16 protein-coding genes are annotated in these 15,231 nt (G+C 57.7%); 8 read left to right on the forward strand and 8 right to left on the reverse strand.

Annotated features, from left to right (window positions below; genetic code table 11):
- Positions 1–16: 16 nt before the first annotated feature.
- Positions 17–1,393, reverse strand: coding sequence for an L-serine ammonia-lyase (locus ACR0JX_RS02295; RefSeq protein WP_480541031.1), 1,377 nt, complete (start codon positions 1,391–1,393; stop codon positions 17–19).
- Between the two features lies 1 nt (position 1,394).
- Positions 1,395–2,096 carry a glutathione S-transferase family protein gene (locus tag ACR0JX_RS02300; RefSeq protein WP_480541033.1) on the reverse strand — a complete coding sequence of 234 codons (702 nt, stop codon included), beginning with the start codon at positions 2,094–2,096 and terminating at the stop codon, positions 1,395–1,397.
- Between the two features lie 167 nt (positions 2,097–2,263).
- Between ACR0JX_RS02300 and rpiA the strand changes: the two genes are divergently transcribed.
- The 7 genes from rpiA (at position 2,264) to ACR0JX_RS02335 (ending at position 9,631) form a co-directional block, all read left to right on the forward strand.
- Positions 2,264–3,052 carry a ribose-5-phosphate isomerase RpiA gene (gene rpiA / locus ACR0JX_RS02305; RefSeq protein ID WP_480541034.1) on the forward strand — a complete coding sequence of 263 codons (789 nt, stop codon included), beginning with the start codon at positions 2,264–2,266 and terminating at the stop codon, positions 3,050–3,052.
- 127 nt (positions 3,053–3,179) lie between these two features.
- Entirely contained in the window at positions 3,180–4,538 is a 1,359-nt protein-coding gene (gene gor, locus ACR0JX_RS02310) for a glutathione-disulfide reductase (protein WP_480541035.1), read from the forward strand.
- A 72-nt stretch (positions 4,539–4,610) separates the two neighbouring features.
- Positions 4,611–5,756, forward strand: coding sequence for an FtsH protease activity modulator HflK (gene hflK, locus ACR0JX_RS02315; protein WP_480541036.1), 1,146 nt, complete (start codon positions 4,611–4,613; stop codon positions 5,754–5,756).
- Complete coding sequence (gene hflC / locus ACR0JX_RS02320) at positions 5,756–6,652, forward strand: protease modulator HflC (RefSeq protein ID WP_480541038.1); 897 nt, start codon at positions 5,756–5,758, stop codon at positions 6,650–6,652. Before hflK ends, hflC begins: the two co-directional genes overlap by 1 nt.
- Entirely contained in the window at positions 6,652–6,846 is a 195-nt protein-coding gene (locus ACR0JX_RS02325; protein ID WP_480541743.1) for a DUF2065 domain-containing protein, read from the forward strand. Before hflC ends, ACR0JX_RS02325 begins: the two co-directional genes overlap by 1 nt.
- Positions 6,847–6,975: 129 nt before the next feature.
- Positions 6,976–8,466: a Do family serine endopeptidase gene (locus ACR0JX_RS02330; protein ID WP_480541040.1), complete on the forward strand. Its 1,491-nt coding sequence runs from the start codon at positions 6,976–6,978 to the stop codon at positions 8,464–8,466.
- 163 nt (positions 8,467–8,629) lie between these two features.
- Positions 8,630–9,631 carry a DMT family transporter gene (locus ACR0JX_RS02335; protein WP_480541042.1) on the forward strand — a complete coding sequence of 334 codons (1,002 nt, stop codon included), beginning with the start codon at positions 8,630–8,632 and terminating at the stop codon, positions 9,629–9,631.
- A gap of 191 nt (positions 9,632–9,822) precedes the next feature.
- Here the strand turns inward: ACR0JX_RS02335 and ACR0JX_RS02340 are convergent, their stop codons facing one another.
- The 5 genes from ACR0JX_RS02340 to ACR0JX_RS02360 form a co-directional block, all read right to left on the reverse strand.
- On the reverse strand, positions 9,823–10,491 hold the full coding sequence (locus ACR0JX_RS02340; RefSeq protein WP_480541044.1) for a Crp/Fnr family transcriptional regulator: 669 nt from the start codon (positions 10,489–10,491) through the stop codon (positions 9,823–9,825).
- Positions 10,492–10,626: 135 nt separating this feature from the next.
- Positions 10,627–11,232: an inner membrane-spanning protein YciB gene (locus tag ACR0JX_RS02345; RefSeq protein WP_480541046.1), complete on the reverse strand. Its 606-nt coding sequence runs from the start codon at positions 11,230–11,232 to the stop codon at positions 10,627–10,629.
- Positions 11,233–11,248: 16 nt separating this feature from the next.
- Positions 11,249–12,151 carry an EamA family transporter gene (locus ACR0JX_RS02350; RefSeq protein ID WP_480541048.1) on the reverse strand — a complete coding sequence of 301 codons (903 nt, stop codon included), beginning with the start codon at positions 12,149–12,151 and terminating at the stop codon, positions 11,249–11,251.
- Between the two features lie 87 nt (positions 12,152–12,238).
- Complete coding sequence (gene ftsY / locus ACR0JX_RS02355; RefSeq protein ID WP_480541050.1) at positions 12,239–13,366, reverse strand: signal recognition particle-docking protein FtsY; 1,128 nt, start codon at positions 13,364–13,366, stop codon at positions 12,239–12,241.
- Positions 13,367–13,423: 57 nt separating this feature from the next.
- A complete protein-coding gene (locus tag ACR0JX_RS02360; protein WP_480541052.1) occupies positions 13,424–14,059 on the reverse strand; it encodes a lysoplasmalogenase in 636 nt (211 codons plus the stop codon).
- A gap of 129 nt (positions 14,060–14,188) precedes the next feature.
- Between ACR0JX_RS02360 and ACR0JX_RS02365 the strand changes: the two genes are divergently transcribed.
- Positions 14,189–14,584: a hypothetical protein gene (locus tag ACR0JX_RS02365; protein WP_480541054.1), complete on the forward strand. Its 396-nt coding sequence runs from the start codon at positions 14,189–14,191 to the stop codon at positions 14,582–14,584.
- Between the two features lie 2 nt (positions 14,585–14,586).
- Here ACR0JX_RS02365 and ACR0JX_RS02370 read toward each other — a convergent pair whose 3' ends face one another.
- A complete protein-coding gene (locus ACR0JX_RS02370; protein ID WP_480541056.1) occupies positions 14,587–15,228 on the reverse strand; it encodes a glutathione S-transferase family protein in 642 nt (213 codons plus the stop codon).
- Positions 15,229–15,231 lie beyond the last annotated feature (3 nt).

Consider the following 15,231-nt stretch of genomic DNA (forward strand, 5'->3'; position numbering starts at 1 on the left):
CCCCTCCGATACTCCGTCAGCAGTTTGGCACGTTGACGGCCAGACCGCCAAGCGATGTTTCCTTATACTTTTCGTGCATATCCTGGCCGGTCTGGCGCATCGTTTCGATCACCGAGTCGAGAGGCACAAAATGCTGCCCATCACCGCGCAGGGCTAGAGAGGCGGCCGAAACCGCTTTGATCGCCCCCAACCCGTTCCGTTCGATACACGGCACCTGCACGAGGCCTGCTACGGGATCACAGGTCATGCCCAGATGATGTTCCAACGCGATCTCGGCCGCGTTTTCTACCTGTTCGGGTGTGCCACCCATCACTGCGCATAGCCCGGCAGCGGCCATGGCGGAGGCGCTGCCGACCTCGGCCTGACAGCCCGCTTCCGCGCCCGAGATCGAGGCGTTGAACTTGACCAATCCACCGATCGCGGCGGCTGTCAGAAGGAAATCCTGGATATGGCTTTCCGATGCCCCCGGCACGTGGTCAAGATAGTAGCGAATGACCGCAGGCAGCACGCCTGCTGCACCGTTGGTGGGTGCGGTGACGACCTGACCACCGGCGGCGTTTTCTTCGTTCACCGCCATGGCGTAGACGCTCATCCAGTCATTGATCGTGTGCGGCGCGGTCAGGTTCATGCCACGCTCGGCCATCAGCGCATCATAGATGCCTTTGGCACGTCTTCGTACCTTTAGGCCGCCGGGAAGAATGCCATCGGTCGTCAGGCCGCGCTCGATGCAGTCGTTCATGACCTGCCACAACCGGGCGGATCCCTTGGCAAAGCTGTCTGGACATCCGCGCGCGACTTCGTTGTCGCGCTTCATCTGTGCGATGGTTTTCCCACTGGTCTTCGACATCTCCAGCATTTCAGCGGCGGATTTGAAGGGGAAGGGAACGGGCGGGGCACCCTCATCCGTGGCCTTGCCTTCGGCCAGTTCCTCCTCGGTTAGAACAAAGCCACCGCCGATGGAATAAAACACCTGCCGCAAGATCACGTCGCCTTGTGCATCAGTGGCCATCAGGATCATTCCATTGGCGTGGCCGGGCAGGGTGTGGTCATAGTCAAAGACCAGATCAGCCTTGGGGTCGAACGACAGGGGCGACAGGCCGTCAGGCGAAACCGTATGGGTTTCGGCAATTGAGGCGAGTGCAGCTTCAGCTTTTTCATTGTCATAGGTCTCGGGCACAAATCCTGCGAGACCCAAAATGGTGGCGCGGTCCGTGGCGTGGCCAACTCCGGTAAACGCCAGCGACCCGTGCAGTGACCCGCGCAGGCCGGAGAATTCAAATGGCGATGCGCGCATCATGTCCAGAAAGCGCGCGGCAGCCACCATCGGGCCCATCGTGTGCGAAGAAGACGGGCCAATGCCCACCTTGAACATATCAAAAACCGAGAGGAACATGTCAGACAGCTGAGCCTTCTGGAGGGTTGGCATAGGTGGGCGAGGTAAACGGATTAGCCCCAAGCCCTTCGGCGGCGATGGCGGTGCGGGCTGCAGGGCGCGATTCCAACTGCATCAGTATCCTCTGCAAATAGGGCGTATCTGCCAGCTGATACCAGCTGCGATCCGCTTGTGCAGGATAAATCGCCATCCAGCGCATCATGCATCCCACGTAATATGTCAGGACCGAGGGTTTATCTGCGTTCAGCCAATCGGGGGCTTCTTTTGCGACGGCATCCAGCTTTTGTAGATGCATCCGCAAGCGAGGCCGCATCCCGGCACGTAGGGCCTCGGCCTGCGACGGGTCGATGTATTTCTCAGCATAGAACAGAATGCGCAGATCTGCGTGCAATGTGTTCGACGCAAATAACAACCATTTCAGAAATGGCGCGCGATCCGGATGATCGGCGGCTGGGGCAAGGTGGGCGTGGGTATCGGCAAGCCACAGCAGAATGGCGGCGGTTTCGAAAATAGCTCCCTGCGGCGTTTCCAGAACCGGTATCAAACCGTTTGGATTCAGCGCAAGATAGGCGGCGCTGTCCTGTTCGTTCTGGCTGCGATCGACCAGCACGGTTTCATAGGGCAAGCCCATCTCTTCCAACACCAGCCGGATCACCAGTGAGGCGTTGTCGGGGGCGTAGTGCAGGCGATAGGGCTGTGTCATGGCGCGTACTTATGATGCGAGGTCAAATTGGGAAGGCATGATTGCGACGTATCCGATGGGAAACGCGTAGTCTAAGCGACTTTCATAGCGGTCTTGCATGAATTGGGTCTCGCCGTTGCGTTTTGCATTCCGTATAACTCAGAAAAACCATTTCGGGAAAGCTGCCGATGACCACAGAGATGTCGCCAATCGATACCGCAAAATATGTCGCGGCAAGGCGCGCCGCTGAAATGGTCGAAGATGGAATGCGCGTTGGATTGGGAACCGGTTCAACCGCCGCCTGGCTGGTGCGTCGATTGGGCGAGCGGGTGGCGCAGGAGGGTTTGCGGATCAAGGGTGTTCCAACGTCGACCCGCACGGCGCAACTGGCACGTGAGGTTGGGATCGAAGTTGTCTCGTTGGATCAGGCCGGGTGGCTGGATCTGACGATTGATGGGGCAGATGAGTTCGACGGTGATCTGAACCTGATCAAAGGCGGTGGTGGGGCGCATCTTCAGGAAAAGATCGTGGCAACGGCCAGCGATCAAATGGTGGTGATTGCCGATGCAGGCAAAGAGGTCGAAACCCTAGGTGCGTTTCCCCTGCCGGTCGAAGTGATCCCCTTTGGCTGGCAGACCACACGCACACTGATCGAAGAGGTTCTGGATACGATGGATGTGCTGGGCACCAACTGTGCGCTGCGCATGAATGGAGAGGCCCCCTATGTGACCGATGAGGGCAACCATGTCCTGGACCTGCATCTGCAACGGATCGGCAATGCTCGCCAGATGGCGCTGGTGCTCAATCAGGTGCCCGGTGTTGTCGAGAATGGTCTGTTTATCGATATCTGCGATAAGGTCGTCGTTGGCCATGGAGATGGTCGGGTTGAGCTGCGGGACATCAACGCAGGCACGATCGAGATGGATCAGCTTTTGAGTGGCGCGCGCGAGAACCTGTTTTCGGATCTGACGGATTGATCCGAACCCTTACGAAACTTGGCCTTATGAATGAAAAATCCGAGATTTGTGCCGCAAGGGGTTGGCAGCTGACTTTTTGCGCCCAGATATCCAAAGACTTTTTGAAGACTGAACGAAGGAACCCGGCATGAGCTTTGACTATGATCTGTTTGCCATCGGAGGCGGCTCTGGCGGGGTGCGCGCGGCGCGCGTGGCAGCAGGAGAAACCGGCGCCAAGGTGGCGCTGGCCGAAGAGGATCGCTATGGCGGCACCTGCGTGATCCGCGGCTGTGTGCCGAAAAAGCTGATGGTCTTTGCCAGCGAATATTCGGGCATGGTCGAGGATGCGCAGGCCTATGGCTGGGACATTCAGCCGGGTGCCTTCGAATGGAACACCTTCCATGGCAAGCTGGTTACCGAACTGGATCGACTGGAAGGCATCTACCGCAACATCCTCAAGAACAACGGCGTCGAAAGCTTTGATCAGCGCGCGCATGTGGTCGACGCGCACACGATTGAGCTGGCCGATGGGACCCGCAAAACCGCAAAGCACATTCTGATTGCAACAGGCGGTCGTCCGGTAGTGCCGGACTTCCCGGGCTCGGAACTGGCGATCACGTCGAACGAGATTTTTCATCTGCCGAAACTACCCGAAAGCATTCTGATCGTCGGTGGCGGCTACATCGCCAGTGAGTTCGCCGGGATCATGAATGGTTTTGGGGTCAAGACCACGCAGTTCTATCGCGGCGCGCAAATCCTGCGCGGGTTCGACGAAGAAGCGCGCGGGTTGATTTGTGAAGAGATGCGCCAGAACGGCATCGACGTGCGTCTGGGCACCAATGTGCTGGAGATGACGAAAGAGGGCGACAAAATCCGCGTCAAGGCTACGGATGGCACTGAGGATCAGTTTGACGTCGTGATGTACGCCACCGGTCGCGCGCCGAACGCGGACAATCTGGGGCTGGAAGCCGTGGGAGTTGAGCGCGGCCGCAAGGGTGAGATCATCGTGGATGACTACAGCCAGACCGGTGTGCCCTCGATCTACGCGATTGGCGACGTGACCGACCGCGTGAACCTGACCCCGGTAGCCATTCGCGAGGGCATGGCCTTTGTTGAAACCGTGTTCAAGGGTAACCCGACACCGGTGGATCACGACCTTATTCCCACTGCGATCTTTACGCAGCCTGAATTCGGAACGGTCGGTCTGAGCGAGGAAGAAGCGTCGGCTCAGGAACCAATTGAGGTATATGCGACCTCGTTCAAACCGATGCAGAAGGCGTTCGCTGGTGGCACTCAGCGGGTTCTGATGAAGTTGATCGTCAGCCAGGCGTCGCGCAAGGTGCTAGGATGTCATATCGTCGCCCCCGGCGCGGGTGAGATGATTCAGCTGGCAGGGATCGCCGTGAAAATGGGCGCCACCAAGGAAGATTTTGACCGCACGGTTGCAGTTCATCCGGTGATGGCCGAGGAATTGGTGACAATGCGGCAACCTGTACGCACGGCTTGATTTGCAACCGAGCGCACACAAGTTACAAGGGACCCCGTGATCACACGGGCCTAAACGAAGGATTCGAAAAATATGGCGGGCAACAGCGGTGGCCCCTGGGGGGGCGGAGGCTCATCCGGAGGCGGAGGAAATCGGGGTAACAACGGGGACGGGCGTAAGCCTCCCGAAGGTGACGGCCCGCAGATCCCCGAGATCGATGAGCTGATGAAAAAAGGCCAGGAGCAGCTGCGCGTTCTGATGGGCGGTCGTGGTGGCGGTGGTCGTGGCACAAACGGTTCAGGCGGTGGCGGCGGTGGTCCGTTGTTTACCAAAGGAACTGTGGCGATTGGCGCTTTGGTTGCCATTGGCCTTTGGGCGGCTGCCAGTTTTTACACCGTGAAACCCGAAGAACAGTCTGTTGAGCTGTTTCTGGGTGAGTTTTCCGCTGTTGGGAACCCGGGTCTGAACTTTGCACCTTGGCCGTTGGTAACCGCCGAAGTCATTCCGGTCACACGCGAACAGAACGAAGATATGGGCGGAGCGCGTGGCAGCGATGACGGTCTGATGCTGACCGGCGACGAAAACGTGGTCGACATTGACTATCAGGTTGTCTGGAACATCAACGACCCCGCCAAGTACCTGTTTAACTTGCGCGATCCGCGCCAGACGATCCGTGCCGTGTCCGAATCAGCGATGCGTGAGATTATCGCGCAAAGCGAACTGGCACCGATCCTTAACCGGGATCGCGGTGTGATCGCAGACCGGTTGCAGGAATTGATTCAGTCGACAATGGACAGCTACGATTCAGGTGTGAACATCATCCGTGTGAACTTTGACAAGGCCGACCCGCCGCAGGATGTAATTGCTGCCTTCCGCGATGTTCAGGCCGCTGCGCAAGAGCGTGATCGTCTGCAGAACGTCGCTGACGCTTATGCGAACCGAGTTCTCGCTGAGGCCCGTGGTGAAGCTGCACAGATTCTGGAAGAAGCGGAAGGGTATCGAGCCCAGCAGATCAACAGTGCACAGGGTGAGGCCAGCCGCTTTAGTGCGGTTCTGGAAGAGTATTCCAAAGCGCCGGATGTGACTCGTAAGCGTCTATATCTAGAACGGATGGAGCAGATTTTGGGTGACGTTAACAAGATCATTCTAGACCCAAGCTCGAGCGGCCAAGGGCAGGGTGTCGTACCCTATCTGCCGCTGAATGAGCTGCGTCGCAGCCCTGCAGGGGAGAGCAACTGATGCGTAAGTCACCTATTATCCTGATCATCGTTGCAATTCTGGCCGTTGCCGGGCTGTCCTCGATCTTCATTGTAGACGAGCGCGAACGCGCCCTGGTTCTGCAATTTGGCCGCGTTGTTGCGGTGAAAGAAGAGCCCGGCCTGGCGTTCAAAATCCCTGTGATTCAAGAAGTTGTACGTTACGATGACCGTATCCTATCCATCGACGTGCAGCCGCTTGAGGTGACGCCGCTAGATGATCGTCGTCTGGTTGTTGATGCCTTTGCACGCTACCGGATTTCCAATCTGGAACAGTTCCGACAGGCTGTTGGTGTTGGTGGCATCCCGGTCGCAGAGGATCGTCTGGACCGCATTCTGCGTGCTGAAACGCGCGAAGTGCTGGGTTCGGTTTCCTCGCGAGACATCCTCAGTTCAGACCGTGCCGCTTTGATGCTGCGTATTCGCAACAGCGCAATTGCCGAAGCGCAAGCGCTGGGTGTCACCGTAATCGATGTGCGCTTGAAGGCCACAGACTTGCCGCAAGCCAACCTTGAGGCCACATTCGACCGGATGAAGGCCGAGCGGGAGCGTGAAGCGACAGACGAACGCGCACGTGGTAACGAGGCGGCGCAACGTGTGCGTGCCCAGGCTGATCGGACCGTGGTTGAATTGGTGTCGGATGCGCGTCGTGAGGCCGAAATCACCCGCGGTGAGGCCGACGCTGAACGCAACGCGATCTTTGCCGAAGCATATGGCGCAGACCCGGAATTCTTCGAGTTTTATCGCTCGCTGACGGCCTATGAGAATGCGCTGCAAGGGGGCAACAGCTCGCTGGTGTTGAGCCCGGATTCCGATTTCTTCAACTACCTGGGATCACCGACAGGGCGCCCAGTGCCCACGGCACCGGCAGCTGAATGATGGGTATGATCCTTCTGGCCTTTGGGCTGGTTCTGATTGTCGAGGGGCTGGCCTATGCGCTGGCCCCTTCGCTTATTGAACGGATGCTAGAGGCACTCCGGTCCCTTCCAGAACAGGCGCGACGGTTATCCGGATTGCTCTGTGTGGTCAGTGGGCTGGTCCTGATTTGGGGTGCCTATCAGGTCGGGTTTTGACTTCAGGGCTTCACACGCTGGTGATTTCCCCGCGATCCTGAGTTGCGGGTTGCAGCAAACCGACTACATTGGTTGCCAAGAGGGCGGCCCAAGGGCGGTCCGCGGATAGTGACGACAAGGAGTTCCCAAGTGCAGGCACAAGCACGCAGTATTTCCGTCCGGCGGGACGAAGGTTTTGGTTTAATTCGGCTCATGTGGCTGGCATTTGCGGGAATGGTGCTGATCGCTGCGCAAACTGTTGCGGCCTATGCGCGGGGGGAAAGCCTAGCACCTCTGGCGGATCAGATCAGTCCTGCTGTGGTCAACATCACCACATCTACGTTGATAGAAGGGCAAACAGGCCCACAGGGTATCGTGCCCGAAGGATCCCCATTCGAGGACTTTTTTCGCGAGTTCCAGGATCGTGGGAACGATGGTGAAAACGTGCCGCGCCGTAGCAATGCCCTGGGCTCGGGGTTTGTGATCTCGGAAGATGGATTCATCGTCACCAACAATCACGTCATTGCCGAAGCGGATGAAATCCTTGTCGAATTCTTCCCTGGCGATGGTCAGCCCAAGAAAGAGCTGCCCGCCAAAGTGATTGGCACCGACGAAAAGACCGACATTGCTCTGCTCAAGGTCGAAGCTTCTGGCCCGCTGAAATACGTCCAATTCGGTGACAGCGACATCGCGCGCGTTGGGGATTGGGTGATTGCGATGGGCAATCCGCTGGGGCAGGGATTCTCGGTCTCGGCCGGGATCGTATCTGCGCGCAACCGCGCGCTAAGCGGATCTTATGATGACTACATCCAGACCGATGCGGCGATCAACCGGGGCAACTCGGGCGGTCCGCTGTTCAACATGGATGGCCAGGTGATCGGTGTGAATACCGCGATTCTTTCGCCCAATGGTGGGTCGATCGGGATCGGTTTTTCGATGGCTTCGAACGTTGTAGTCAAAGTTGTCGATCAGTTGCGCGAGTTCGGGGAAACCCGCCGAGGCTGGCTGGGTGTCCGTATTCAGGACGTGACCGAAGACATGGCCGAAGCCATGGGCCTTGAGAAACCCGGTGGTGCGCTGATTAGCGATGTGCCTGAAGGTCCCGCGAAAGAGGCTGGCCTGCTGGCGGGTGACGTCATCCTCAGCTTTGACGGCGTCGATGTCGCGGATACGCGCGGCCTTGTGCGTCAGGTAGGTGAAACAACGGTCGGCAAAGCCGTCCGCGTCGTGGTCAGCCGGGATGGCAGCACCCAGACCGTCTTGGTCACGCTGGGCCGCCGAGAAGATGCGGAGCGCGCCGAGAATGGCGAAGAAGAAGCTGAAGACACGCCTGATGATGAAAACACGGATATTCTGGGTCTGACTATTTCACCGCTCAACGACACACTGCGCGAAGAACTGGGTCTGGACGCAGATGCCGAAGGGCTGGTGGTTTCGGATGTGGATCAGGCTTCGGAAGCCTATGCCAAAGGGCTGCGTGCTGGCGATTTGATCACCGAAGCGGGTCAGCAAAAGGTTGCCACAATAGAAGACCTGGAAGACCGGATGGAAGAGGCACAGGTGGCTGGACGCAAGTCTCTGCTGTTGCTGGTGCGTCGTGGCGGTGACCCACGGTTTGTGGCGCTCAGCCTGGAAGAATAACAACAGTTTGGATCTTCCAAGCAATGATTTAAGAGGCTCCGATCCGGGGCCTCTTTTTGCCTGCTAGGCGGTGGTCAGGCTCTCTGAACCGGGGTTGGAATCAATGTCTAACATCATGTCGCAAACAGAGCGGACCTGATCCGAAACCCGTGTTACCGGCCGGATGAAAGGGCATATTGTGTCGGAAAACAAGATATTACAAAACCCTACATTGGCTATCGTCTTTATCCTGATCGGCATGCTGGGGATTTCCCTCAACGATATGTTGATCAAGTTTCTGTCGGGTGGGTATCCCTTGCATCAAATGGTATTTACCCGTTCTCTGATTGGAATCGGCTTTAGCCTCGCTCTGGTTCAGTTGGAGGGGGGATGGAATATCCTGAAAACCGATCAGCCGGGCCTGCATGTTCTTCGAGCGACGTTCCTGGTGATTGCAAACCTGACCTTTTTCACCGCGCTTGCGGTTATGCCTCTGGCCGAGGCGACGGCTGTGTTTTTCGTGGCCCCCTTGATGATCACCTTGCTCAGCATCCCGATCCTGGGCGAAAAGGTCGGACCGATGCGCATTGGCGCGGTTCTGGTCGGGTTTGCTGGCGTGATTATCATGACACGCCCCTGGGAAAGCGGGGCAGAGCGCGCGATCAGCCTGTGGGTTTATGTCCTGCCCATTGCCGCCGCTTTTACCTATGCGCTGAACAATGTGATGACGCGATATCTGGGCGCCAAATCCAAGGCGTCTGCCATGGCGGTCTATATTCAATCTGCCTTTATTGTTGTCAGCATTGTCTTCTGGCTCGTCGCCGGAGATGGACGATTTACTGAGGGTGTCGAGAATGAAAGCTTACTGTTCCTATTCCGTGCCTGGGTCTGGCCTGAAGGTCATGACCTCTGGTTGTTCGCAGGTTTGGGGTTGAACGCAGCTCTTATCGGGTATTGCCTTGGGCAGGCCTATCGCATCGCGGACGCGGCCACCGTGGCCCCTTTCGAATATGTGGGCCTGCCGCTGGCGATTTTTTGGGGCTGGGTGATCTGGGGCGAGCTACCGGGTTTGCCGGTTGTTTTTGGAATACTCTTGATCCTCGGTTCGGGTCTGTTTGTCTTCCTGCGGGAAAAGCAAAAGAACCGAATGGTTGTTCGTGGTAAACACGTGCATCGCAGGTACTGATACGCGCGAGCAAGGCCCGAGTTTGCAAAGAAAATGAGCCATATGTCGGGATGACATATGGCTCAGATACAGGGAGAGATCAGTGGACAGATATCGGGGATGATTCTCTGACCTCCTACGGTAACAAGCTCACCTTAGGTTAGGTTCGGCCTGTTCTTCTGTGAACCAGATCACACCAAACGACGAAATCGTCAGATCAGGTCGGATTCGGCTAATTCACGCAGGGCTTCGAAATCCTGAATCAGCAAACCTCCGCGCGAGGCTTCGACCACGTTGTCGCGCTTCCAGGTTGAGATGGTTTTTGACACCGCCTCGCGCGTGGCGCCGACAAATTCGGCCAATTCGCTTTGCGATAGCGTGATTCGTGCCGATGGGTCGTCCTGAAGATTGGACAGATGAAGCAATTTGCGGGCCAGGCGGATCGGCATGGGCAGAAAGACCTGCTCGTTCAGCTGGGAATCCATCCAGCGCATGCGTAAACCGGCCAAACGCACCATATCAACGGCCAGATCGGGATGCTGGCGGATTTGGTCCATCGCATCACGGCGGCGCACGCGCAGAACACGCGACGGTTCGGCTGCGGTGACCGTGGCGGTGCGCGGGCCACTGTCAAACAAGGCAATCTCGCCAAACACTTCGCCGGGGCGCATCAGAGTCAGCGTCAGCTTTCGCCCGCTCATGGCCAAAAACGACACTTCAAGCGTGCCTGAGAGTATCGCGTAAAGCGCGTCGCCCTCGTCACCCTGTTCAAACAGGGTTTCGCCCTGTTCAAGAGTCAGTTCAGAGGCAAGATCAGAGAGCATCTCTCGAAGCTCGTCAGAGGCTTCGGATAGAAAGCCACTAGAAGGAAAGGCCGTCATACGGGCGGTGAACTCCGGATTTAGGTGATGAGTGGTGCTTTAACCTTTCATAGCTTCGGGCTTAAGCCAAGTTCTTTTGCAGCGAGCGGATCACTCGCGCGGTGTGATGGTGGTGCATCAACGCAGCGCTGGCGCTTATTGCTGATCCGGATCTTCCATATAGTTTTGCAGTAGGCTGAATTGCAGCATCAGAAACGCCATCAAGGCAATCGGGAAGGCAAAGGTTTCGATCTTCACCCACAAGTCCGTGGACATGGTACGCCAGACGAGTTCATTGGCGATGGCCAGAACGGCAAAACAGGCACAGAGCCGACGGGTTAGTATCATCCAGCCTTCGTGTTTCATGGGCAGCATCTCATCCAGCACGTATGCCAGATATGATTTTCCCTGCAGCAGGCCGATCCCAAGGATGGTCGAGAAGACGCCGTAAACCAGCGTCGTTTTCATCTTGAAGAACCGTTCATCATTGAACCAGGCGGTCAGGCCACCGAAGAAGATCACCATGAAGGCGGTGAAAATCTGCAATCTGCTGAGTTTACCGGTCAGAAACCACAGGATGCCCATCGCGGCCAGCATCAGGGGCACAAAAATGATCGTCGCAACGATAAAGCCGGAATATTCTGTACCGCCGATCAGGAAGCTGTCATCGCGCAGGCGCAGGTAAATGAAGAAAAAGGCCAGTGGCGGGCCAAGCTCCAGCACCTGTTTCAGAAACGGGTTGATGTCTTTTTTGCCTGTCATCGTATCTTCCTGCTGCTTACCCGCCCATTTCAACGATTACGGCGCCCAATGCAATCAATGCCATCAACGCAATGCGTCTGGGGCCGACAGTTTCTTTCAGAACAAGCCAACCGATCAAGGCTGCAAAGACTGTTGAGGTCTCGCGCAGAACGGCGGCTTCGCCCACTTTGTCGAGCCGTGTGGCCAGCATGATCGCCCCGAAGGACATGGGCGCGATGATGCCGCCTGCAAGACCACGCAGCATGAGCGGACCAATGGCTGGACGGTTAATCATGGCGCGCCATCTGAGGAAGGCGTAGATTGGCATGGCCGCGCCGTCGATCATGAAAAACCACGCCAGAAAGGTGAACGGATCGGCGGTGGCACGGATGCCATAAGCATCGTAGGTCGTGTAAAGCGCCACGAAGAGGCCGGTTGTAACCGCCAACGCCAGCGCGATCCCAAGCGTTTCCCGGTTGGTTTCCAGAAAACGCAGGTTGTAGAGGGCGAGGCCGAATATCCCGGCCAGCAGAACCGCAACACCAAACCACTGAGTGCCGCTGAAAGTCTCGCCGAACAACAGATAGGCGCCAATCACGGTGAACAGCGGGCCGGTGCCCCGCACAACGGGGTAAACGACCGTATAAGACCCTTTGGTGTAGGCCATGGCCTGAAGCGTTTTGTAGGCGATGTGGATCAGCCAGACGACGGCAAAGATCGGCCACATATAGGGTTCGGGCCAGGGCACGACGAAGAACGCAAAAGGGGCGGCCATTACGCAATAGCAGGCGTCGATCGCTCCGCGCGACAGCCAGGGATCGTGGCGGCCTTTCTGAAGTGCCCCGAAGACCGCGTGCAAAAAAGCGGCCATGAGCGCCAGCCCAAGGGCAAGCTGGTGGCCCGCTTCGGTGCCTTCAAGTGAGATCAGCCAGTCGCTCAAGTATCAGATCTTTTCGCTGGAGGGAGAGGCTAGGGGCTGTCTGCCCCCAGACCCCCGAGGATATTTATGGCCAGATGAAGGTTTGGATCAGCTTTGGTCTAGGCCGGTCAGGGCGGCGGCGAATTCTTCGGGGTCGAAGGGGGCCAGATCGTCGATCTGTTCACCGACGCCGATGGCATGGATCGGCAGGCCGAACTTGTCCGCAAGCGCCACCAGAACGCCGCCCTTGGCGGTGCCGTCGAGTTTGGTCATCACAAGGCCCGAGACATCGGCGAGATTGCGGAAGGTCTCTACCTGGCTGAGGGCGTTCTGGCCGGTGGTGGCGTCGAGCACGAGCAGCGTGTTATGTGGGGCGGTATCATCGACCTTGCGAATGACGCGGACGATCTTGGCCAGTTCCTCCATCAGGTCGGCGCGGTTTTGCAGGCGGCCTGCAGTGTCGATCATCAGCAGGTCGGCGCCATCTACCTGGGCTTTGGTCAGGGCATCGAAGGCGAGGCTTGCGGGGTCCGAGCCTTCTGGCGCGGTTAGCACCGGGACACCGGCGCGCTCGCCCCAGACCTGGAGCTGTTCAACAGCGGCGGCGCGGAAGGTGTCGCCGGCGGCGATGACAACTTGCTTGCCTGCCGATTTGAACTGGCTGGCAAGTTTGCCGATGGTTGTGGTTTTTCCTGAGCCGTTGACGCCGACGACCAGAACCACCTGCGGGCGTTTGGGATAAATCGGTAATGGGCGCGCCACAGGCTCCATGACGCGGGCGACTTCCTGCGCCAGCAACTGCTTGATTTCGAGGGCCGAGAGTTTGCGGCCAAAGCGACCCTCGGCCATGTTGGCGGTGACGCGCAAGGCTGTATCGACGCCCATGTCAGAGGCGATCAGCAGCTCTTCGAGCTGTTCCAGCATGTCGTCATCCAGCGTGCGGCGGACAACGGTTTGGGCATCGCCGCGGCTGAACAATCGACCTAGCAGGCCTTTTGACTCCGGAACCTCTGGCGGCGTTGGCGCAGGCGTGGGGTCTGCAGGTTTAGGAGCAGGAGGTTCGGACGGCGCAGGGATGGGTGCCTCTGCAACGGGTTGCGGTTCGGGCTCGGGCTGCGGGATCACCGGGTCGGGCGCGGATTCCTCGCCGCCATCCTCGACAATCGCATCCAACCCCTCTTCGAGGCGCGAGGAGGATTTGAATAGCTTGTCCTTGAGCTTTGAAAAAAACGCCATTTTGGTCTCCGCAGGTGATCCTTTCACCTAATGCGGATTGGCAGCAGTTGCAAAGGGTCAGGTGAAGGCGATCAGGAACCCGGCTTGTGCGCCCCAATAGAGCGGCCAGATCAGATAGGGCGTGAGTTTCAGAGCCGGATGATTTGCAGGTAGTAGGAACTTTTCAGTTGCAAGGATCAGATCAGAGGCGATGAAGGCCATCGCAGCGGGCAAGGCCCAGCGAAGGGCACCGGCATCAGGTAGAGCGAGAACTGTGATGCCCATGCCGAGGATGATCGGGATGTAGGCCAGAACCGGAACCTTGAGGTCTCCGGCACGAGGGGCCAGGAGGGTGGCGGCGACAATTCCCAGCAAGATGAGGGACCAGACATATCCGGGGTGATCGAAGATGAGCGCCACGTTGCTGGTTGGATGAGACAGAAACAGGGCGATATAGGCAAGGTGACCCGCCGCAAATGCGCCGATACCGGCCATAAAGCTGGTCTCGGACTCGCGGGAAAGTAGCGCGTCCCCCATAGCGCAAAGGGCCAAAGCAAGGATCAACAGGCTCGCGGACCCGCTGAGAGCTGCGAACAGGGCCAATAGGGCGACAGAGGCAGTTTTTAGCGCGGTGCGTATTGTACTGGCCGGGCGTGGCGACAGGGGCAGATAGGCCATGGCGCATGCGGCTGCGATCCAAATCAGGCTTGTCATTCTGGTTTCCTCCCACTCTCGTGGGTTTACTGTCGTTCGAAATCTGCAATTGGCACAACAGGTGACGTGGAGGCATGCGAACGTGCAGCGCGCATAGCTTTGACCGCATGTATCTGACACTATGGCGCCATGCTGAGGTTCTTTGCGATTCTTCTTGTGCTTTCGGCCCATCCTGTGGGGGCGCAAACGGCGTTATCTGGGGCGGAATTCGATGACTATACGCGCGGAAAAACCCTGTTTTACGGCTATAGCGGCGAGGTTTACGGGGTAGAACGCTATTTGCCCAATCGTCGCGTGATCTGGTCGTTTCTTGATGGCAACTGCAAGGAAGGTGTGTGGTATCAGCGCGAAGACCAAATATGTTTTGTCTATGAAGACAGGTCAGATCCGCAATGCTGGGTTTTCACGCGGGTGGGCGGCGGCTTGGTTGCCCAGTTCGAAGGCGACCCACAGGCAACGCAGCTGTATGAGGCCGAAGATCTGGGTGAAGAGATGATCTGCCTTGGGCCAGAGGTTGGGGTTTGATCTCAGCTCACCCTTAGGTCTTCGTAGCTGATCATGACGTGCTGTCTGAACGCGGGTCTTGCTGTGAGTTGAGTATAGTAGCGTTTAAGATTGGGGAACTGCGCGTGCGAAATCTCGATGTCGTAGTATCGGTACAGGATGTGGCCGAACTGGATGTCGGCCAGGGTCAGGTCAGGGCCGGTGAGGAATTCGCGGCTCTCCAAACGTCGATCTGAAATTTCTAGTTTTGTTTCAAGCTGTTCAATGGCGTTCCTGATGTTAACCTTGTCTCTATTGGCAGGTGCGGTTCGAACCACATGCCAGAACACCGGGACCGTGAAACCCATTGCAACATTGATCTTCGCCCATTCAGCCCATTTGTCCACGTCGGCGCGCTGAACCGGGTCTTTGGGCCAAAACGTGTCGGGCCCGTAGCGGTCGGCGAGATAGCGCAGAATGGCCCCTGTTTCCCATAAGGGTGGGTTGGTGCCATCCTGCAGGACGGGGATGGTGCGGTTTGGGTTCAGCTTGCCGAAGGCTTGCGTGTCCAAACCGCCAAAGTGATGGCCAACATCATGGCGGTGATACTCCAGTCCCAACTCTCCGACACACCACATGAGGGCTTGCACATTCGATGATGTTTTGCGCCCCCAAATCGTCAGCATGGT

The sequence above is a fragment of the Ruegeria sp. AH7 genome (genome assembly GCF_056541325.1).